The organism is Psychromonas arctica, from assembly GCF_038155225.1.
Lineage (GTDB): Bacteria > Pseudomonadota > Gammaproteobacteria > Enterobacterales > Psychromonadaceae > Psychromonas > Psychromonas arctica_B.
This window is the reverse complement of record NZ_JBAKBA010000032.1, coordinates 13687-35371: the sequence shown is the minus strand read 5'-3', so window position 1 is coordinate 35371 and position 21685 is coordinate 13687. Positions and strand designations below refer to the sequence as shown.

At 36.4% G+C, this 21685-nt stretch carries 21 protein-coding genes; 7 read left to right on the top strand and 14 right to left on the bottom strand.

All coding sequences use genetic code 11. From position 1 onward, the window contains the following. Positions 1–77 precede the first annotated feature (77 nt). The 3 genes from V6255_RS13130 to V6255_RS13120 all read right to left on the bottom strand — a co-directional run bounded on the left by V6255_RS13130 (position 78) and on the right by V6255_RS13120 (position 4322). Entirely contained in the window at positions 78–668 is a 591-nt protein-coding gene (locus tag V6255_RS13130; protein ID WP_341628567.1) for a hypothetical protein, read from the bottom strand. A 228-nt stretch (positions 669–896) separates the two neighbouring features. Continuing rightward, on the bottom strand, positions 897–3062 hold the full coding sequence (pta, locus tag V6255_RS13125; protein WP_341628566.1) for a phosphate acetyltransferase: 2166 nt from the start codon (positions 3060–3062) through the stop codon (positions 897–899). A gap of 60 nt (positions 3063–3122) precedes the next feature. Further along, positions 3123–4322 carry an acetate kinase gene (locus tag V6255_RS13120; RefSeq protein ID WP_341628565.1) on the bottom strand — a complete coding sequence of 400 codons (1200 nt, stop codon included), beginning with the start codon at positions 4320–4322 and terminating at the stop codon, positions 3123–3125. Positions 4323–4674: 352 nt separating this feature from the next. Here V6255_RS13120 and yfbV point away from each other — a divergent pair, with 352 nt between their 5' ends. Then, positions 4675–5124: a terminus macrodomain insulation protein YfbV gene (gene yfbV, locus V6255_RS13115; RefSeq protein WP_341628564.1), complete on the top strand. Its 450-nt coding sequence runs from the start codon at positions 4675–4677 to the stop codon at positions 5122–5124. Positions 5125–5133: 9 nt separating this feature from the next. On the opposite strand, the gene rlmA is transcribed toward yfbV, so the two are convergent. From rlmA to fldB, 4 genes are all read right to left on the bottom strand, one after another. Then, positions 5134–5949 carry a 23S rRNA (guanine(745)-N(1))-methyltransferase gene (gene rlmA, locus V6255_RS13110; RefSeq protein ID WP_341628563.1) on the bottom strand — a complete coding sequence of 272 codons (816 nt, stop codon included), beginning with the start codon at positions 5947–5949 and terminating at the stop codon, positions 5134–5136. Positions 5950–6109: 160 nt separating this feature from the next. Beyond that, entirely contained in the window at positions 6110–6850 is a 741-nt protein-coding gene (gene pflA / locus V6255_RS13105; RefSeq protein WP_341628562.1) for a pyruvate formate lyase 1-activating protein, read from the bottom strand. A 196-nt stretch (positions 6851–7046) separates the two neighbouring features. After that, complete coding sequence (gene pflB / locus V6255_RS13100; protein WP_341628561.1) at positions 7047–9332, bottom strand: formate C-acetyltransferase; 2286 nt, start codon at positions 9330–9332, stop codon at positions 7047–7049. A gap of 566 nt (positions 9333–9898) precedes the next feature. Continuing rightward, positions 9899–10417, bottom strand: coding sequence for a flavodoxin FldB (gene fldB / locus V6255_RS13095; RefSeq protein ID WP_341628560.1), 519 nt, complete (start codon positions 10415–10417; stop codon positions 9899–9901). A gap of 57 nt (positions 10418–10474) precedes the next feature. Here fldB and xerD point away from each other — a divergent pair, with 57 nt between their 5' ends. The 3 genes from xerD to recJ all read left to right on the top strand — a co-directional run bounded on the left by xerD (position 10475) and on the right by recJ (position 14322). Next, a complete protein-coding gene (gene xerD / locus V6255_RS13090; protein WP_341628559.1) occupies positions 10475–11371 on the top strand; it encodes a site-specific tyrosine recombinase XerD in 897 nt (298 codons plus the stop codon). A gap of 398 nt (positions 11372–11769) precedes the next feature. After that, positions 11770–12522 carry a bifunctional protein-disulfide isomerase/oxidoreductase DsbC gene (dsbC, locus tag V6255_RS13085; protein ID WP_341628558.1) on the top strand — a complete coding sequence of 251 codons (753 nt, stop codon included), beginning with the start codon at positions 11770–11772 and terminating at the stop codon, positions 12520–12522. Positions 12523–12591: 69 nt separating this feature from the next. After that, positions 12592–14322 carry a single-stranded-DNA-specific exonuclease RecJ gene (recJ, locus tag V6255_RS13080; RefSeq protein WP_341628557.1) on the top strand — a complete coding sequence of 577 codons (1731 nt, stop codon included), beginning with the start codon at positions 12592–12594 and terminating at the stop codon, positions 14320–14322. Positions 14323–14429: 107 nt separating this feature from the next. On the opposite strand, the gene V6255_RS13075 is transcribed toward recJ, so the two are convergent. From V6255_RS13075 to V6255_RS13065, 3 genes are all read right to left on the bottom strand, one after another. Further along, the gene (locus V6255_RS13075) at positions 14430–14621 is read right to left on the bottom strand and encodes a DUF3185 family protein (protein ID WP_341628556.1); all 192 of its coding nucleotides are present in this window, start codon (positions 14619–14621) and stop codon (positions 14430–14432) included. A gap of 147 nt (positions 14622–14768) precedes the next feature. Beyond that, positions 14769–15233, bottom strand: a complete 465-nt coding sequence (gene trmL / locus V6255_RS13070; protein ID WP_341628555.1) for a tRNA (uridine(34)/cytosine(34)/5-carboxymethylaminomethyluridine(34)-2'-O)-methyltransferase TrmL — start codon at positions 15231–15233, stop codon at positions 14769–14771. 335 nt (positions 15234–15568) lie between these two features. Next, positions 15569–16276: a response regulator gene (locus V6255_RS13065; protein WP_341628554.1), complete on the bottom strand. Its 708-nt coding sequence runs from the start codon at positions 16274–16276 to the stop codon at positions 15569–15571. Between the two features lie 482 nt (positions 16277–16758). Between V6255_RS13065 and V6255_RS13060 the strand changes: the two genes are divergently transcribed. Together V6255_RS13060 and cysE are read left to right on the top strand one after the other, a co-directional pair. After that, positions 16759–17679: a cation diffusion facilitator family transporter gene (locus tag V6255_RS13060; RefSeq protein WP_341628553.1), complete on the top strand. Its 921-nt coding sequence runs from the start codon at positions 16759–16761 to the stop codon at positions 17677–17679. 51 nt (positions 17680–17730) lie between these two features. Next, positions 17731–18510 carry a serine O-acetyltransferase gene (gene cysE, locus V6255_RS13055; RefSeq protein WP_341628552.1) on the top strand — a complete coding sequence of 260 codons (780 nt, stop codon included), beginning with the start codon at positions 17731–17733 and terminating at the stop codon, positions 18508–18510. A 91-nt stretch (positions 18511–18601) separates the two neighbouring features. Here cysE and V6255_RS13050 read toward each other — a convergent pair whose 3' ends face one another. Continuing rightward, positions 18602–18823: a DUF1653 domain-containing protein gene (locus V6255_RS13050; protein ID WP_341628551.1), complete on the bottom strand. Its 222-nt coding sequence runs from the start codon at positions 18821–18823 to the stop codon at positions 18602–18604. A 174-nt stretch (positions 18824–18997) separates the two neighbouring features. Between V6255_RS13050 and V6255_RS13045 the strand changes: the two genes are divergently transcribed. Continuing rightward, positions 18998–19231, top strand: a complete 234-nt coding sequence (locus V6255_RS13045) for a cell division protein ZapB (protein WP_160063600.1) — start codon at positions 18998–19000, stop codon at positions 19229–19231. Between the two features lie 284 nt (positions 19232–19515). Here the strand turns inward: V6255_RS13045 and rraA are convergent, their stop codons facing one another. The 3 genes from rraA to pyrB all read right to left on the bottom strand — a co-directional run bounded on the left by rraA (position 19516) and on the right by pyrB (position 21539). After that, positions 19516–20031 (bottom strand): ribonuclease E activity regulator RraA, encoded by a 516-nt coding sequence (gene rraA, locus V6255_RS13040; protein ID WP_160063598.1) that lies wholly within the window; start codon positions 20029–20031, stop codon positions 19516–19518. A gap of 107 nt (positions 20032–20138) precedes the next feature. After that, positions 20139–20594 (bottom strand): aspartate carbamoyltransferase regulatory subunit, encoded by a 456-nt coding sequence (gene pyrI / locus V6255_RS13035; protein ID WP_025563454.1) that lies wholly within the window; start codon positions 20592–20594, stop codon positions 20139–20141. A gap of 9 nt (positions 20595–20603) precedes the next feature. Further along, positions 20604–21539 carry an aspartate carbamoyltransferase gene (gene pyrB / locus V6255_RS13030; RefSeq protein ID WP_341628550.1) on the bottom strand — a complete coding sequence of 312 codons (936 nt, stop codon included), beginning with the start codon at positions 21537–21539 and terminating at the stop codon, positions 20604–20606. Positions 21540–21685 lie beyond the last annotated feature (146 nt).

Genomic DNA, 21685 nt, shown 5'->3' with positions numbered 1-21685 from the left:
ATTCATTTAAGCGATTCAAGTTTAGGCTTTCGTTTGATGAATGAAATTGATAAATGAATTTCATCAATTAGCTTACGTTAGTTTAACTTAATTGTGCTAATCGCCTGTTGAATATCAGCTTCTGCATTGTCAAAACTGCTGTTTTTTAGTGTCGCTGTAAAAATTAAAAATACATTTTCTGATTTTTTAATGTGGTATTGCATCGTCGTTGTATTTGCTAATGCACCATCAAATTTTACATAAAGCGCATCTTTTCCTGATACTTGTGCTTTTTCACAGGTATAAAGCTTGATATTTCGTTGAAAAAGATTAGTTAATTCAATAGGGATTGCTGCACAGGTTTCTTTTATTTTTTCTGGTGTTGTTGCCACTTGTCCTATCTGCTTCATTACATTGATATTGTCTGCAAAATTATTAGTGTTATCAGGCAAAAAATAAAAGTCCATTTTTCCAGATCTAATCATCGGGATTATTTGTTGTAATAATGGGTCAGGGATGCTGTTTACATCTTCAAAGTTAAATAACTCTGGGTTTGCTTTGATTTCAGGGCCTGTTAATGCCGACCAAGTATCTGGAATGTCCATGCTATAACCAAAATCACTATTTGCTTGTTTTGCTTGTGTAAAAAAGCTTAATAATATCAAGCTTGTTAATAAAAAATATTTCACAGTGCCTCTCTATCATAAATATTATTTTTTGGGGGTTAATTTTTTAAATATATTGGGTGCAGCTTATCAGTATTTTAAATCAAAAATTACTATTTTTAATGTCAATTGCGGTAATGAGGTTATAAAAAAGCCCCATTTACCTTCATCTTATTTAATAAAGGTAAATGGGGCTTTTATTGCAGAGCTTAACACTTCATTTAAATGTGCTGGCACTGCTTATTAATAAAATTATTCTGCAGCTAAAGCCGCTTTTTCATTAGCTTGCGTTGCTTGAATTGCTGTTAACGCGATGGTGTAAACAATATCATCTACTAATGCACCACGTGACAAGTCATTAACGGGTTTACGCATACCTTGTAGCATCGGACCGATACTGATCAAGTTAGCACTTCGTTGTACTGCTTTGTATGTCGTATTACCTGTATTCAAATCAGGGAAGATGAATACCGTTGCTTGACCTGCTACTTTAGAATCTGGTGCTTTACTTTTTGCAACATTTTCCATAACAGCGGCATCGTATTGTAATGGACCATCGATTAATAAGTCAGGACGACGCTCTTGAGCAATTTTAGTCGCTTCACGTACTTTCTCAACATCAGAACCTGCACCAGAATTACCGGTAGAGTAACTGATCATCGCTACTTTAGGGTCGATACCAAAAGCAATGGCAGAGTCTGCAGATTGAATTGCGATGTCTGCTAGTTGGTCTGCTGTTGGATCTGGGTTGATTGCACAGTCACCGTAAACTAATACTTGGTCTGGCAATAACATGAAGAAGATTGAAGATACTAAGCTTGCGCCTGGTGCCGTTTTAATCAACTGTAACGCAGGACGAATAGTATTTGCTGTTGTATGCACGGCACCTGATACTAGACCAGCTACTTCGCTTTCAGCTAACATCATCGTACCTAATACAACAGGATCTTGTAATTGCTCACGTGCAACCACTTCCGTTAGTCCTTTACCTTTACGTAATGCAACCATAGGTGCTACGTATTGCTCGATTACATCGATAGGGTTAACAATTTCAACTTCATCAGTGATGATAATGCCTTGTTGTGTTGCTATGCGATGAATTTCTTCAGGGTTACCTAGTAGAACAGGTTTTGCGATACCACGTTGCGCACAAATAACCGCAGCTTGAATCGTACGTGGCTCTTCACCTTCAGGTAATACAATACGTTGGTTTGCTTTACGCGCTAATTCAGTTAAGTGGTAACGGAATGCTGGTGGTGATAAACGACGAGATAATGAAGAATCTTCAGTTAATGTATTTAACCAATGCTTATCGATATGACTCGCAATATATTCTTGTACTTTTTCAATACGCTCAAGGTCATCTACTGGGATTTCCATATTAAAGTTTTGTAAGCGTTGTGCAGTCTGCCAAGTATTACTTTTTATGAGTAATACAGGTAAACCTGAATCCATTGCGCTTCTACAAAGTTTTAATACTTCTTCTTCAGGCATGTAATCGCCTGTTAGTAGTAAACAGCCAATCTTCATGCCATTCATTACTGCTAGACACGTTGCGATGATTACATCACTACGGTCGCCAGAAGTTACTAACATTGAACCTGCTTTAAAATGCTCAACCATATTTGGAATTGAACGAGCACAGAATGTTACTGAATGTAGACGACGATTTTCTAAGTCACCTTTATTTAGAATTTTTGCTTCTAAATGAACGGCTAAGTCTTTAACACGAGGTGCAATTAAGTCAGCACTCCATGGGATACAACCTAAGATAGGTAGCGGACTTTTGCTAAACATCTGTAGCACTTCAAGGTTGTTATTAAGGCTTGCTTCTGGAATATCAAATACTTCAGTGATATCAACGCCTGTTTTATCATTTTCATCAATAGGCGCGCCTACTTTATTGATAATACAACCCGCAATGCGTTTGTTTTCTTTGCCGCCAAATGAAGAAACTGCAATTTCCATGCGTTCTTTAAGTTGTTGCGACGTATCGTTACTTGGATGCGTTACAAATACCATTTCAGCACTCAGTGCTTTAGCGATACTGTAGTTGATGTTATTAGCAAATTGATGCTTATCGGTCGGTACTAAACCTTCAACGATAATAACGTCACTATCTTTAGTGCCTTCACGAAAACGTTCTACGATATTTTCAAGTAATTCTGAAGTGCGCCCAGATGAAATCAGGTTTTCTGCATACTTCATTGCAAAAGGTTCTGGGGGAAGAATATTACTTGAGTTACGTAGTGTTGTCGTAGAGCGCTCTGTTCCAAGATCACCTTGACGAGGTTGTGCGATTGGTTTGTAGAAATTAACGGCAACACCTTGGCGTTCCATCGCGCGGATCATTCCAAGACTTACCGAAGTGACACCGACACCAGAACCAATTGGTATTAGCATTATTGTACGAGCCATGACTATTCCTTTTAATAGGTCATAAAGAGGGAGTTAATGCTCCCTTGAAATTAATGTAGATTATGCAGAGACAAGTTTAGCTGAATCTTGCGCAATAACCCATTCTTCGTTAGTTGGAATAACCATTGCGATGGGTGAGTTATCAGCAGTAATGATGCCAGCTTCGCCTAATATTGCAGTTTTATTTTTGTCTGCATCTATTTGATAACCAAATATAGCTAAATTATCCAACACTTTTGTACGAATACGTACAGAGTTTTCACCAATACCGCCAGTGAAAACAATGGCATCAATGCGTCCAAGTGGTACCGCATAAGAAGCGATATATTTTGCTAAGCGGTAAGCGAACATATCAACTGCTAATATAGCACCTTCATGTCCTTTTTCGTAGTTCTGTTCGATATCACGAAAATCGCTTGAAAGACCAGAGATACCTAATAAACCACTTTGTTTTTGTAACATGTCCATTACACCTTTTAAGCTGTAACCTTCACGTTCAATAAGGTGCTCAATAATACTTGGATCAATGTCACCACAACGAGTCCCCATCACTAAACCTGCAAGAGGTGTCATGCCCATACTGGTATCAACTGATTGTCCGTTTTTAATGGCAGTAACCGATGCACCATTACCTAAATGAGCTGAGATAATGTTTGTTTCTTCAACGGGTTTATTTAATGCTTTTGCCGCTTCATTAGTCACAAATAAATGGCTTGTACCGTGCATACCGTAACGACGAATACCTTTTTCTTTATATAGGTTGTATGGCAACGCATATAGGAAAGCTTTAGCTGGCATAGTTTGGTGGTAAGCCGTGTCAAATACAGCAACTTGAGTTAACGTTGGAAAGGCTTTTTGTGCTGCTTTAATACCTAAAACATGGGCAGGGTTATGAAGTGGTGCAAGTGATGAACATTGTTCAATACCTTCTAAAACAGTTTCATCAATAATGACTGATTCAGTGAATTTTTCTCCGCCATGAACGATACGGTGACCTACAGCAATAAATTGAGCCTCAAGACCCTCAACCTTTTTGATTATTTCTTCTACAATAAAGATGATTGCTGCAGAGTGAGCGCTATATTCAGGAAGACTTGTTGATTCTTTTTTTTCGTTGAATTTCCATTTGATGCGAGCATCTGGAAGGTTAAAACATTCAGCTAAACCACTGATGACTTCATCACCATTATTGGCATCGATGACAGCGAATTTAAGCGAAGAGCTACCACAGTTGAGTACAAGGACTAATTTATTGCTCATGTAAGATTCCAGTCAGTAAAAATAAACAAAAAATATCAAACAAGGTTCGATATTAAGCTAAGGTATAATAATTAGAGACAATTTAAGTAATGCTTCTTTGCTTTGCCTAGTTACTTTGGTCTAGTTACTTTTATCTAGTTAATTTGATTTAGTTACTTCGGCTTATTTATGTTGCTTAGTTACATTACACACATTAAATTATAGTTTTTATCTTACATTTATGTAATAAAATTACAAATGGCAATTGAATAAAAAGTTATTTCAAATCAAGTTTAATACAAATATATTTTTTGGATTAAACTAACTATTATCTGTATGTCGATTTTATTGAAGTTTTCAGAGGAGAATTTAATTGTTTACGTTTTTTGATTTATTAAAAAAAGGCGATCAATATTTAAAAACATGGCCTAAACAAAGCTGCCTATACTCGTTATTTGTAGACAGTAAAATGATTTGTTATACACAGTTATTAATTAAACTTTTCCCCATTTTTATTGTATTAGTCGCATCACTTTATATTATTTTCCCCCTTTATTTTTCTTGGGCGAGTACGGCTACTTTTATTTTATTTTTGATTGGGTTACCAGTGCATTGTCTTTTATGGCTTGGCAAGCGATCTCAACAATTACTTTCACCCCAATTGTTTACTTGGTATGTTGAAATTGCGGAAGTCTTAAATGGTAAACAGTTAGGTCAGCAAGTAATGATCGACAAACCTCGGTTTATCGATCTCGCTAAGTTGTTAAATAAAGGGTTTAGAAAAGGAGGCGATAACTTTTTATATAATAATGAATTGATTTAATGAGTCGATTTAATCTTTTTGAAAGATTTCAATATTGAAATCACACTCTATTTTCCATTGAGATAAGCTAAGTAAATCGGCTAGTTTCTCAGGCGTAAACTTCCAAGCAAAGGGAGTCATGTTGATCAGATCTTTTAATTGCTGAATTTGGTCAATCATTAGCTCATAATTGAGTCTTATTTGTTCTACTTTAGTAAACCCTGTTACTGCTTCATTCTCTTGAGCATGGTCATTCACATTATCGTAAATCGCTTCACGTAGTTGATACAAATGTCGAGGGGCAGGGGTCACTGTTATTAAATACCCTTTTTTGCTGATTAAACGTAACAACTCTTGTGCTTTTGAAGGCGCATAAATACGCGTCATTAGATCAACACTTTCATCTATAAGTGGGACTTGATAAGCACTAGCGACACAAAAGTGGATCTTTTTATAGCGTTTAGCGGCGTAACGGATAGCCACTTTAGAAATATCAATGCCACAAATATTATGTTGTGGAAGTTGCTGATGAATAATATCGGTGTAATAACCTTCGCCACAGCCTAAATCTAAAATTTGCGCGTTTTCCACACCCTCTAAATATTGCTGGCTTATTTGCGCTACTTTTTCTGCGAGTGGTAAATAACCGCTGGTATTCAGAAAAGCACGTCTTGCCATCATCATCTCTTGATTATCACCTGGGTTTTTAGAGCTTTTAGACTGTACAGGTAATAAATTCAGATAACCTTCCTTAGCAATATCAAAGTGATGGTTATTTTGGCAAATTTGAGTGTTATTAGCTTGCGTGAATGTACTTTGGCATAGCGGACAAATGAAAGGCGTCATAGAGTTTACTGCTTTAAAATAGAAAGTGAGTATCAAGAGAAAGACAGTTTACACTGCCTTAATCAGGAATTACGACTATTTATGACGAGGAGTTAAAAAATACCCGTCATAAATAATGTTTTATCTAAGATAAACCTTAAGTTGTAATTAAACTTAAAAGCTAAAAAATAACACTGTTATGATATTGTAAGAGTACATCTTGTACGGCAACCATTGTTTCTCTAGTGGGTGCATGCACGCCTTCTAAAGGATAAATTTCACCCATCTCAATCCATTTATGTCTACCTAACTCATGGTAAGGCAGCATTTCTATTTTTTCTATATTTTTCATTGGTTGAATAAATTGACCCAGCGAATGTGCATCTTTCAGACTATCTGTAATCCCTGGTACGACAACATAGCGTAGATATACCGCTTGATTGTGCTCCGCTAAATATTTAGCAAACTCTAGCGTGTATTTATTACTAACGTGGGTTAAATCGATATGTTTTTTATTATCCATTTGCTTAATATCTAATAAGACTAAATCAGTGTGATTAAGAATTTCTTTGGTTGTCTCATCTATTTTACGAACAAAGCCGTTAGTGTCTAAACAAGTGTGAATGCCTTCTAAGCGACAGGCTTTAAACATGGCTAAAACAAATTCAGGTTGAAGCATCGCTTCGCCGCCTGAAATAGTAATACCACCACCAGATGCTTCCATATAATGACGATATTGAAGCAGCTCTTTCATTAGCTCTTCAACGGACATCTCTTTACCTGCCTCTGTATCCCAGGTATCACGGTTATGGCAATACTGACAACGCATTAAACATCCCTGCAAGAAGATGATAAAACGGATCCCTGGCCCATCAACGGTGCCGCAGGTTTCTACCGAGTGTACTCGTCCAGTGACTGACATTTTATAACCTCATGAATATAATTATTTGTATTAACTCTTGTTGTTTATCATCGAATGAGTTCAAAGTTAATATAGATAAATACTGTTATTTTAATAAAAAGAAATTGGTTGATAAAAATAAAGGTTTCATTCCGAAGAATGAAACCTTTTTCAATTATAGCAGGCTAACCAAAAGTTAATCTTTTTATCGTGACCCTTACAGTTTAGCTGTAAAAGTACGCGTGATCACATCTTGTTTTTGTTCTGCAGTTAATGAATTAAATCGCACTGCATAACCTGATACACGAATAGTTAACTGAGGATATTTATCAGGGTATTCCATTGCATCCAATAACATTTCACGGTTCATTACGTTTACGTTTAAGTGTTGGCCACCTTCAATTTCAGGTGTGTGCTTAAAGTAACCATCCATTAAACCAGCAAGGTTAGATTTTTGTGAATCGTCAGTTTTACCTAATGCGTTTGGTACGATTGAGAAAGTATAAGAAATACCATCTTGTGCGTAAGCAAACGGTAGTTTAGATACCGATGTTAGTGATGCTACAGCACCTTTCTCATCACGTCCGTGCATTGGGTTTGCACCTGGAGCAAAAGGCGCACCAGAACGACGGCCATCAGGTGTGTTACCAGTTTTCTTACCGTATACAACGTTAGATGTAATAGTAAGAATTGACTGTGTTGCACGTGCATTACGATACATTGGACGTGATTTTATTTTTTTCATGAACGTTTCAACAAGCTCACAAGCAATATCATCAACACGTGAATCGTTATTACCAAATTTAGGGTAATCACCTTCGATTTCAAAGTCTGTTGCAATACCATCTTCATCACGAATTGGTTTAACTTTTGCATATTTAATCGCAGCTAGTGAATCGGCAGCAATTGATAGACCCGCAATACCACAAGCCATTGTACGTTCAACATCACGGTCATGAAGTGCCATTAGTGACGCTTCGTAGCTGTATTTGTCGTGCATGTAGTGAATACAGTTAAGTGCAGTCACGTATTGTTCTGCTAACCAATCCATGAAGTGGTCAAGGTTAGCGTAAACTTCATCGTAATCTAAAATTTCAGAAGTGATCGCTGGTAATGTTTTAGGACCGACTTGCATTTTAGATTTTTCATCAACACCGCCATTGATGGAGTACAACAATGTTTTTGCTAAGTTGGCACGGGCACCGAAGAATTGCATTTGTTTACCAACAATCATCGGTGATACACAACATGCAATCGCGTAATCATCGTTATCAAAGTCAGTACGCATTAGGTCATCATTTTCATATTGAATAGATGACGTATCAATAGACACTTTTGCACAGTATTTTTTAAAGTTAATTGGTAATGCTTCAGACCATAAAACAGTAATATTTGGCTCTGGAGAAGGACCCATAGTGTATTGAGTATGTAAGAATCGGAAACAGTTTTTAGTGACCAATGTACGACCGTCAACACCCATACCACCGATTGATTCTGTTGCCCAAATAGGGTCGCCAGAGAATAGGTCATCGTATTCAGGTGTACGTAGGAAACGTACCATACGTAGTTTCATAACAAGGTGATCGATTAGCTCTTGCGCTTCAGTCTCAGTAATCACACCTGCTTTTAGATCTTTTTCAATGTAGATGTCTAAGAACGTTGCTGTACGACCAAATGACATCGCCGCGCCATTTTGAGATTTGATTGCTGCTAGGTAACCAAAGTAAGTCCATTGGATTGCTTCTTTAGCATTCTGTGCTGGACCTGAAATATCAGAACCGTATTTAGCGGCCATCTCTTTCATTTGTGAAAGTGCACGATATTGTTCGAAGATCTCTTCACGCAATTTCATTGTATCTTCTAATGAAGTACCTGCAATCAATTCAGCTTCTAGGCTTTTATGTTGAGCCGCTTTTTCTGTCATTAGGTAATCGATACCGTATAAAGCAACACGACGGTAATCACCAATGATACGACCACGACCATATGCATCAGGTAATCCTGTTAATACACCTGATTTACGACATTTAAGAATATCGCCAGTATAAACATCAAATACGCCTTGGTTATGTGTTTTACGGAATTCAGAATAAGTTTGCTTGATACCGGCATCTAGTTCTTTACCGTACACTTTACAAGAACCTTCAATCATACGAATACCACCGTTAGGGATAAGCGCACGTTTTAATGGTTTTTCAGTTTGTAGGCCAACAATCGTTTCTAAGTCTTGGTTAATATAGCCTGCATCATGAGCAGTAATAGTAGAAACAACGTCTGTATCAAAATCTACAGGGGCATGCGTTGCATTTTCTAGCTTGATGCCTTCCATTACTTTTTCCCACAACGTATCTGTTGCAGGTGTTGCATCCGCTAGGAAGCTTTCATCACCATCAAATGGTGTGTAATTTTGTTGTATGAAGTCGCGAACGTTTACGTCAGTTTTCCAAGCGTCACCTGCAAAACCTTCCCATGCTGATACAAATGCTTCGTTTAAATTAGTCATAAAGATTTACCTTTACCGTTAGTGATTAAAAAATAATGTTAAAATGCGTATTCTGTTGAGGGTTTAAAAAGTAGGCCATAAATAACAAGACAATAAACAGGCTTGTGTTGGTCGCAAGATAAGAGTCAGATAAAAAAGCGTTGCTTATTTTATTGTCAGCAATGTTCTGAGACTTGCTTGTTATTTGATAAGCTAAAAGCTTGTTAGTGCGATTGTCTACTTGCATCTTAGAAGTTACCCCGTGATGAATTAGTGCTTAGTTTAACAAATGCCTATGTACAAAAGTTGATTCACATCAACTTGTTTGATTACTTGTAATTAAATTACAGTTTTATTCGAATTTGTTCTTTTAAGAGATTTTTTTATGCAACAACATAATAAAATGTTATTCGCTTTTTCAGGCATTATGCCGTGGTACAGTGACTTTAAATATTTTTTATAATCATAGACTATAAAACTAAGTCTTAAATGGGGAAATAAACGACAAGCGGTATAAAAGAGGCAATAGATTGTTTACCTTCAAGTTTTCACCTAAAGGTTTATTGTATTAAAGTGGGGGAGAGGGATTATAGTAAAACCTGCATCTCTTCTAAAATTTGCAAACACCAATCGCTGATTCGCTGGTCGCTTAACTCATATTGCGTATCTTCATCTAAAGCTAATCCAACAAAATATTCGCCGTCTTCAGAGAGTGCTTTAGAGGCATCAAAGTTATAACCTTCAGTTGGCCAGTAACCAATGAAATTAGGCTGTTGCGGCAATAGTTTTTCATGCAACATACCGACTGCATCAATAAACCATTCGCTATAACCGTCTTGATCACCTAATCCAAAAATGGCAACGATTTTACCATTAACGCTCAGCCCATCAATTTGATCCCATAACTTGCCCCAATCTTCTTGTAGCTCGCCAAAATCCCACGTCGATATGCCTAAAATAACAATATCGTAATCATTTATCTTGCTTAAACCATCATCTTTTATGTTAAATAGGTCAACTAATGATTCCCCTAGCTCTGCTTGAATCTTTTCTGCAGCGATTTCTGTATAACAAGTGCTAGAACCATAAAATAAACCGATTTTCATATGTGACCTTTTGAAGAAAAATAAAAGAGGCGCTAATTTACCGTTAAGGCCGTTGGAATGGAAGTATTAAGCATCGAACAATTTTTAGATTCTCTTTGGTTAGAGAGAGGATTATCCAAAAACACCTTAGATTCTTACCGCCATGACTTGAGTTTAGTAGAAATTTATTTACAAACAAAAGACGTGATGTTGAGTGATGCGAGTGAGAGACAGTTAAGTGATTACTTTGAATCTCGTTTACAGGGCGAAATTGATTATAAAAATACCTCTACGGCACGTTTGATGAGTGCCGTTCGTCGTTATTATCAATACTTATGTCGCGAAAAAATACGCATTGACGATCCTAGTGCAAAATTAGAAAGCCCTAAAGTCATTAAACCGTTACCTAAATCATTATCTGAATCTGAAGTTGATGCATTGTTATCTGCTCCGGAATTAAACGATCCTGTACAGTTCAGAGATAAAGCCATGTTAGAAGTCCTATATGCAACGGGATTACGTGTTTCTGAGCTGGTGGGATTAACCATGGAAGAAATAAACTTACAACAAGGTGTGATACGTGTCACGGGGAAAGGTAATAAAACTAGATTAGTGCCTTTAGGTGAAGAGTCTGTGTATTGGTTAGAGCGTTATATTGAAGAAATGCGCTCTGCTTTATTATCTGGTCAAAGTAGTGATGTGTTATTTCCGAGCCGTCGCGGTTCTCAAATGGTGAGACAAACTTTTTGGCACCGTATTAAGTTTTACGCTCAGCTAGCAGGTATTGATAAAGATTCGTTATCGCCACATGTTCTGCGCCATGCCTTTGCCACTCATTTATTGAACTACGGTGCAGACTTACGTGTCGTACAAATGTTATTAGGTCACAGTGATTTATCGACCACGCAAATTTATACTCATATCGCTAAAGATAGATTAAAAGCATTGCACAGTGAACATCATCCTCGTGCGTAACATACCCGACACCCATCAATGTGCAAAATTCAGTAAGCAGTGAAGTGAACGGATGCTAGGCAAAAAGAGGAAGATTTGGCGGGTTAAATCGACATTTTCTAACCACGAAGGTGTTTACTTCACAACTTGCCCTCTGTGAACAAAGCACCTTGAACGGTAACGGGGTTAGTCGTCAGTGACCAATAAAGAATTGTTTTATGGTTATTTTGTATTATCTATTTAAATTTAGTTAATAAATTAATAGAAAGTATGTCAGAAATGATTTATCACAGAGTCTTGCCTTAGATGTTAAGTAAATGTTATCTGAGATATAGCGAATATGGGCAATTAGCATTCACTTTATGCGTTAAGATAGGCATAATCAATCGTCAATAATTTAATTTCTCACAGGGGTCATCATGTCCATATTGAACGTTAAAAAAAGTGTAAGCGCATTAATAGTAGGGTTGCTGATTAGCTCAAGCAGTTTTGCTGCGGTATCAAACGAAATAAATGAATCATTAATAAAAAAATTAGAATCATTAAAAGTCGACGTTGACTCTATCAGTGAATCGCCTGTAAAAGGTTTATATGAAATAGTTAGCCAAGGTGCTATTTATTACATTAGTGAAAATGGTCAATATTTATTAAATGGCGATATTTTCGATTTAGATAATAGTATGAACAATCTAACCAGTACAAAGGTTGCTGAAATACGCAAAGCGAATACAGCTGAGCATTTTGCAAAAATCAAAGACTTTGAAAAAGACATGATCGTCTACAAAGCAGAAAATGAAAAACACGTTGTGACGGTTTTCTCTGATACAAGTTGTGCTTATTGTCAGAAGTTACACTCTGAAATTCCTGATTATAATAAGTTAGGCATTACAATTCGTTACTTAGCCTTCCCTCGTGGTGGCGTTAATTCAAATGCTTACCGTACTATGGTGTCAGTATGGTGTGCGGATGATCAAAAAGCAGCAATGGATGAAGCAAAAAAACGTCGTAGCATTAAACCAGTTACCTGTGACAATAATGTTATTGACCAATATAACTTAGGTGTTGCTTTAGGTATTACGGGAACACCAACGTTGTTCTTAGAAGACGGTACAATGATGCCTGGTTACTTACCTGCTGATAATTTACTGCAAGCAATAGAACAAAAAAAATAGAGTAATACTTCAGCTATTGCTCCATTCATAATAAACTGCATTGATAATCCCTTATCGTGCAGTTTTTTTATGTCTTCAGAAACAACAAAAACACAAGTACAGCAACGTCTTCAACATGATAGTAGTTTACTGTCATTATCTTGCTCTCCATTATTAACTCAACTCTACGCTAGTCGAGGCATTAAAGCTGATAGCGAATTAGATAACAGTACCAAAACATTGATTCATGCGAATCAATTAAAGGGAATGAGTGATGCTTGTGAATTGTTGTATCAAGCTTACCTAACTCGCCAAAAAATAATTATTATTGGTGATTTTGATGCCGATGGTGCGACGAGCACTGCCTTAAGCGTCCTTTCTTTAAAAGCACTAGGCTTTCAAAATATAGATTATTTAATCCCGAATCGATTTGATTACGGTTACGGATTAAGTCCTGAAATCGTTGACCTTGCTGCACAGCAGGGTGCCAGCTTATTAATGACAGTCGATAATGGTATTTCTAGTATCAGTGGTGTTGCCCATGCTAAAAAGTTGGGTATTTCCGTGTTGGTTACTGATCACCATTTACCGGGAGACGAAACCCCTATTGCCGATGCGATTGTTAACCCGAACCAAATTGGATGTGATTTCCCAAGTAAAAATTTAGCGGGCGTAGGCGTCGCATTTTATGTGATGTTGTCTCTCAAATCGTTAATGCAAGAAAAGGGCTGTTTTACACACTTTCCAGCGCCTAATTTAGCCAACTTTTTAGATATTGTTGCATTGGGTACGGTCGCTGATGTCGTTAAGTTAGATTCAAATAATCGAACACTGGTACATCAAGGACTCGCTCGTATTAGAGCAGGGTTTTGTCGTCCTGGAATTAGTGCGTTGATTCAAGTTGCTAAACGTAATCAACAACAACTAGTGGCAACCGATTTAGGATTTTCATTGGGGCCAAGGTTAAATGCAGCAGGGCGCTTGGATGAAATGAGCCATGGTGTCGAATTATTACTGTGTGAAAATCATTTACGTGCCAATACATTGGCAACAGAACTTGATGCGCTTAATTTGTCTCGTCGAGAAATAGAGCAAAGCATGCAACAAGAAGCGATGGTGAGCTTACAAAAACTGTCTATAGACCAAGATAATTTACCATTGGCTTTATGTTTATTTGAAGCAGACTGGCATCAAGGTGTGATTGGCTTAGTTGCTTCTCGTATTAAAGAAAAATATTACCGCCCAACCTTTGCTTTTGCCCGTGCAAATGATGGTGAAATTAAAGGATCTGCTCGTTCTATTCCTGGCGTGCATATTCGAGATATGCTGGACTTAGTCGATAAAAAAATACCTGGTGTTATTTTGAAATTTGGTGGTCATGCAATGGCTGCTGGATTAAGTTTATTAGAAAAAGATTTTGATTTATTTAACGACACTTTAAACACTATTTTAAAAGAACAGGTTGAAGATCACCTGCTGCAAAATGTGATCTTGTCAGACGGGCAATTAGCTTCTGATCAATTTGATTTAAGTATCGCACAAGAATTACGCGATGCAGGGCCATGGGGACAAGGCTTTCCTGCGCCTATTTTTGACGGTGTGTTTGAGTTAAAACAGCAGCGAATTGTGGGGCTGAAACATTTAAAAATGGTATTACAGCAGGGCGATAAGTTAATTGATGCAATTGCATTTAATATTGACCCTGAGGCATGGCCTGATTTGTCTGTTAAAGAAGTATTTTGTGTTTATAGCTTAGATGTTAATGAGTTTAGAGGGCAAAGAACCGTGCAGTTATTAGTACAAATGTTAGAACCAAGATAAATATTAAAGGAGAGCTATCGATAGTTCTCCTTTTTATTACGGTATTTTTTTATAACAGCTTTATTGCTGTTTAACTAGGTTTCAAGTTTTGGATTCGTTATGAAGGGTTAGGCTTTTGATTTCAGCTTTAAAACACCAACAAAAACGTTAATCGCACCCACGACCATACCAACCCATGCTCGAAGTGGAGGAATAGAGCTATTCGCTTCGATCTCTTGTGAACTATAGACGTCATAACCCCATACAAATAAGATAATACCGAAAACGATCAGTACTAACCCCATTACTTTGTTATTCATTCAAACTCCGATTATTTATAAACCTAGGTCAACGCTGAAGTGCATAAACCGTTAATAGCATTATGATAACAATAAAATAAATTATATTAATTAATCTTGCCGGTAAAAGCGCGTCCATATTAATAAATGAGAGTGATACCCGTTTATTTATACTGCACCCGGGAAATCTAACTGACGCCAAGCTTCATACACAAATACAGAAACTGCATTAGATAAGTTCATTGAGCGACTATCGGCTCTCATTGGAATACGTAATTTTTGTTCTAATGGTAATGCATCTAATATTGTTGCTGGCAAACCACGTGTTTCAGGACCAAATAGTAATACATCGCCCTTTTGAAAGTTTGCATTATGGTGGTAGGTGGTTGTCTTAGTTGTACAAGCTAGTAAACGCTTACCTTCAACTACTTTTAGAAAGCTATCAAAGTCTTTATGTATGGAAACATTGGTCATTTCACGATAATCTAACCCAGCACGTCTTACTTTTTTTTCATCTAAGTCAAACCCAAGTGGTTCAATCAAATGCAATATACAGCCTGTATTCGCACATAGGCGGATGATATTACCCGTATTAGGTGGGATCTCTGGTTCGTACAATGCAACTTCAATCATTTATAAACTCTACTTTTGTGGTTAATGTCATATCACTAAAATCAATAAGCGCTTATTTTATACCAATCATAATAAATAGCTGATCTATTTTACCGTCTAAAAAATTCACTATTAACTTATAAATAATGCTAGCTTATAAATACTGTTAAAGAGTCTGCACCTTAATTAGTGACCTCTTAAGTTGAATTTTTTCTCTGCATAAAATAATGGCCTGATCAAAAAAGGAGCATCAATTAATGCTCCTTTGGCTATTTATAGTTATAAAATGATTATGCTATTTATGTAATAGTCGTCTTTATGTTTCAGTACTTTTTATACTTTGATAAACGGAACACTTAACTACTTTGTATTATTGCTTCTTGTTCACCCAACCATACATAACCACGACCACGGACATTTTTAACACGCAGTTGACCATCTAAACGAATAGGAATTTTACGGCGTAAATTACTTAAATGCATATCAATACTACGATCTGATGGAATTAATTTTTTCCCTAAAATCTGTTCACTAAGATCTGATCTGGTTAATAGATCGCCTGGGTGAGTGATAAATTTCTCTAATAATAACAATTCAGTCGAAGTTAATTCAATAGTAAAACCTTGGCAGGTGATTTGCTGTTGTGTGGGAAATAATTCAATATCTTGATAGCTTATTTTATCATCAGTATTGCCTGTTTTATGTTCGGTATAACGTAAAACAGCTTGGACATGTTTAAGCAGCTCTTGCTCGCTAAAAGGTTTTGATATGTAATCATCTGCACCCATTTCTAAAGCGAGTAGTATATCTTGCTCGCTATTTTCAGTGGTCAGCATTAAAACAGGAGTCTCATTTTTTTGGCGTAGTAATCTCAATACTTCAAAGCCATCCATACGGGGCATCTTTATATCTAATAAAATCAGGTTATAATCTTTACTTAGAATTTTAGATAGACCTTCTTCACCATCGAAAGCGACTTCTGTTTTAAACCCTGCTGACGTTAGAAACTTCTCCAAAAAGGAGACTAGCTCTTTGTCATCATCAATTAATAGTAGATTTTTCATCGTATAAGCCTTTGTAAAATTGGCTGCTGTAAATGGCAATTTTTTACTTCACATCTCATTTAAATTTATTTTATTTGAATGTGTCGTCTTTTATTTTTATGCCTATATCGTTTATTCGACTTAAATGTAGCCCTTATTTGTCAATTATACCCCATAAAGAGGTATTTTTTGTGCTGATGCGTATTTATGTTTTATATATTGTGCGTAATTGATTGATTGGTCGGATAAAAGATCTGTATATATACTTAACAGAGTAAATAATGTGATTACTTGTATTGCGTATTTTGAAATAGAGTGGGTTAACTGGTCTTACGGATAGATGAGTTATCGAATATTTTAGCTTCTAACTTTATGATATATATGAAAAATAAAATATTTTATCTTTACGTTTTAAATGTAAAGCGACTGATATAGGCGGTGTTTTGTATCTGAAATGATAACGGGTATAATGACCGTCCAACAATTTTCAGAGTTATATTATTGTGAATCAATCAGCACCTTCCGAAGAATATGCTTATTTAGTTAAACGAGCTGGCCAAGCTGCCATTGTTGCAGCTTCTTTATTGATTATTGTTAAATTAATTGCTTGGATCATGACGGGTTCATCAAGTATTTTAGCAGCTTTGACTGATTCATTAATGGATGTAACCACTTCTATTATTAATCTCTTTGCAATAAAAATTGCCTTACAACCCGCAGACAAAGAACATCGCTTTGGGCATGGTAAAGCGGAAAGTTTGGCGGGATTAGCACAAGCTGCCTTTATTTCTGGCTCATCTGTATTTTTGATGATCAATGGCATCTCTGCCGTGGTGAATAACAATCAAATTCACGCCAGTAGTTTAGGGGTTTCTGTGATGCTATTTTCATTGGTTATTACTATTGCGCTCGTCTTATTTCAACGTTATGTGGTGATTAAAACCAATAGCATGGCGATTAAAGCCGATGCTTTGCATTATCGAACAGACATTATTCTTAATGGGGCTGTACTATTAGCGATTGTGTTAGCTGGGTATGGTTGGGATTGGGCTGATGGTGTATTTGCTATTGCAGTGAGCCTTTATATTTTACACGGAGCTTGGGAGATTGGGACTCAATCGATTGATGCTTTAATGGATAAACAGCTACCTCAAGAAGATCAAGAATTGATCCTCAAGCTTGCCTATAAGGTTAAAGGGGTTCGTGGCGTTCATGATTTAAGAACACGTTATTCAAGCTATATTAAATTTATACAATTACACTTAGAGCTAGATGATGAGCAAAGCCTATTCGATGCGCATGAAAAGGCTGACGAACTAGAACTGGCTCTTGAAACCGCATTTCCGGGAGCCGATATATTGATTCATTTAGATCCTATTTCAGTCGTACCTAATAATAAATCGACTCATGAGATAGAAATATAGCGCGCAATAAAATGTCGATAGGACATAGATTTAATAGTTAAGGACAAAAGAATGGAATGTAAGGTAAAAGATCTCTGGGATAAAATTAGAGAAGAGGCTTGGGCTAGTTCTACAGGTGAACCGATTTTAGCCAGTTTTTTCCATTCGACTATTTTAAATCATAAAGATTTATCATCAGCATTAAGTTACCAATTAGCTAACCGTTTAGATAGCCGTACGATGCCTGGCATTTTAGTACGTGAAGTGATTGACGAAGCGTTTGCTGACGACCCAAGTATTATAGAAAGTGCAATGGCAGATATTTTAGCCGTGCAAGATAGAGATCCTGCCGTTGAAGAATATTCTATTCCACTTTTATATCTGAAAGGTTTTCACGCCATTCAAATTCACCGTGTTGCACATTGGTTATGGAACAAAAATCGTTTAGCCCTGGCATTGTATTTACAAAACCGTAGCTCAGTTATTTTTGGAGTCGATGTTCATCCTGCTGCTACTATTGGGAAAGGTATAATGTTTGACCATGCAACGGGTGTTGTTGTCGGTGAAACGGCTGTGATTGAAGATAATGTATCAATATTGCAAGGCGTTACTTTAGGCGGAACGGGTAAAGATAGTGGAGATCGTCATCCAAAGATCCGTCAAGGTGTGATGATTGGTGCAGGTGCAAAAGTATTGGGTAACATTGAAATTGGTGTTGGAGCAAAAATAGGGGCCGGTAGTGTGGTTTTAGAAACGGTTCCTGCACATACAACAGTTGCTGGTGTTCCCGCTAAGATTGTTGGTAGGCCATCATGCGATATGCCATCTTTATCGATGGAACAGAACATTTGAAATTTTATGATCTAAAACGCTCTTTAGCCCTTTAGATCATAATCCCTAGAATAGTGACTGTTCTAGGGATTAATACTTTAAAACTTATTTTTTATTCTAAGCCAACATAAGCAAAACGAGGTTGGCTTTTACCTTCAACTTCTACTTGTTCTAAAAACATAGCAAGCGGTCTTACCCATAAAAGCCCTTCTCCGTATAAAGGACGATAAACCACCATTTTTTCTTCTGTTTCACTATGAATAGCAATGTCTTCGACTTGATAAAAGCTGCCTTTGTAATGTTGGTACTTACCTATTTGTAGTTGTGTAGACATATTTTTCCTTTTAAATTATTTTAATTAATCGGAATCAGACTAACATAATGCGACTTTAAAGACGATTTACATCTTTTTTTCATAAAAATTAAAACAAAGGTTGAATAAGCATCGTGGAATGCTTATTCTCATTGCATTCCAGTTAACCATTTACTTTGTATTAAGGGTCTTCAAATGACATTTGAGCTATTAGAAAAATTAGAAAACAAAATTAACCAAGCTGTAGAGACTATTGCACTGTTGCAAATGGAAATTGAAGAGCTTAAAGAAGATAAAGCTAATTTATCAGGTAAAACTGAACAGTTACAATCTGATAACGATCGTTTAAACGAAGAGCATCAGCAATGGCAAGATCGTTTAAGTGCATTGGTCGGTAAAATCGAACAAGCTGAAGAAAACGCAGAGTAATTATTTGTGATTAGCATTTATTGTTTAGCGTTACGCTTATTTATAGCTAATTGAAAAACTGGTGTTTATTGGGGTAATAAGTAAATATTTGGTTGAGTGGCAAGGTTGAGTGACCAGTAAGCTTAATTAAATAATGAAGCACTGAATAATAAATCGCTAGTTAACAAAAAGCCCAATTTAATTGGGCTTTTTAGTATCTATCATTTGCCAAAATAAGGCTTGCTAAACTCGAGCCGTTGCTAAATTTCAAGTTTAGGTAAATTGGCGTTAGCTAAAGGCTTGCTTTAAAAAACCTCTTCTTCTTCAGCATCTTCCTCATCAAGCACTAGTGGCTCAGGGGAAATAATAATACCAGTACTATCAGCGTATAAAAAATCTTCAGGTAGGAAAGTCACGCCAGCAAAATTCACCGCTGCGTTTATTTCGCCCACTTCGTCATCATCTGCACCGACAGGAATTGCAGTAATTGCTTGAATGCCAATATCGAGTTCCTCTAGCGCGTCTACTTCACGTACACAGCCATTAACTACAATACCTTCCCAGCAATTTTCTACTGCTAAGTCTGCGATATGTGCATTAATTAAAGCACGACGTAACGAACCGCCTCCATCAATCAATAATACTTTACCTGCACCATTCTCTTCTAATGCTTTATAAATCAATCCTACCGACTCAAAACATTTAACAGTAACGACTTCTCCTGCAAAGGAGTTTCGCCCACCAAAGTTAGTTAATAGTGGTTCTACTACGTCAATTGTATCTGCGTAGATATCACATAAAACAGAAGTATTGTATTGCATATAAATGCTCACTTTTTATTGATGAAGTTAAATTTAGTATAAACGTAACAGACTCTAATTCAATCTTATTCTCTGATATTTGCTGAAACTAAGCTTAATTTTCAAACTTAGTCTAATTCGTCAAAAGTACCACGTTCAAAAGATTTCTCACAGTAATGACATTTTAATTTTAATGTGTTTTTCTGGTGGACATAAAAGCGTGTTTGAACTGGTTCATTATGACTAATACAATTGCTGTTAGGACAAGCCAATACACCAATAAATGAACTTGGTAATTGCACTTGAAATTTATTAACCACTTTGAAATCTTTAATTTGATTAATCGTTGCATTCGGCGCAAATAAAGCTAATTGATTCGCTTGTTGATCATTAAAAAAAGTATTTTCAATTTTAATCAGATCTTTGCTTTCACCATTATGAGTGGCAAGGTTTAACCCGATGGTGATCTTTTCTTTCGTTTGAGTAAATTTAAAGAACTTTAATATTTTTACCCCTTGTTGTGCCGGGATATGGTCAATCACTGAACCTTGTTCAATCGCTTCTACTTGTAATTTCTTTTGCATGATAAAACCTTAAGCGTTTGCTTGAAAATGATTAGTTAATAACAAAGCGAGTAACGCTTGGCGAGCAAAAACACCATTTTGTGCTTGTTGAAAATAATAAGCGTAAGGTGTTTCATCAACATCTATATTGATTTCATCTATACGTGGTAATGGGTGTAATACTTTTAAATTATCTCTTACATCATCAAGCATATCGGCATTTAGTAAGAAAGCTGATTTCATGTGCTGATATTCCGTTTCGTCAAAACGCTCTTTTTGAACCCGTGTCATATAAAGAATATCAAGGTCATCAACGACATCTTCAATACTGCTATGTAAAGAGAAATTAACATTACGCTCTTTTAATTCTTCAAGAATGTAATCTGGCATTGCTAATGCTTCTGGCGAAATGAAGTAGAAATTACAATTAAATAAAGATAATGCCTGTGCTAAAGAGTGGACTGTACGTCCATATTTAAGGTCGCCTACAAAGGCAATATTTAAGTTATCTAATGTTGCTTGTGTTTCATAAATAGTAAACAAATCCAGTAATGTTTGAGTTGGATGTTGATTTGAACCATCGCCACCATTGATGACAGGGATTGAAGTGAATTCAGACGCTAAACGTGCTGCACCTTCCTGTGGGTGACGCATAAAAAAGGCATCCGCATAAGAAGCGATGATTTTTACTGAATCCGCTAATGTTTCCCCTTTTTGTGCCAACGAAGTATTACCGCCGCTATCAAAACCAATCACACTGCCACCTAAACGTTGTACTGCTGTTTCAAAAGATAAACGAGTACGCGTTGATGCTTCAAAGAAACAACTGGCAATAACTTTGTTTTTTAATAATTCAGGTTGCGGTGTTTGTTTTAAAGAGTGGGCTGTTTGTAAGATGAGTTCTAGATCAGAACGAGATAAATCAGCAATGGAGATAATGTTTTTTTGGTATAACGGATTATTCATTTTTTCACACTCATATTGTCAGGGCAGTTAAAAGTGAAGCAGATAATGGCAAAAATTATATCACTAACAATTGTTTTTGTTGTTATTAATGTATTAAATTTTCATCGCATGGAATCAACAGAAAGGTTATTCTCAAAATTGATTTC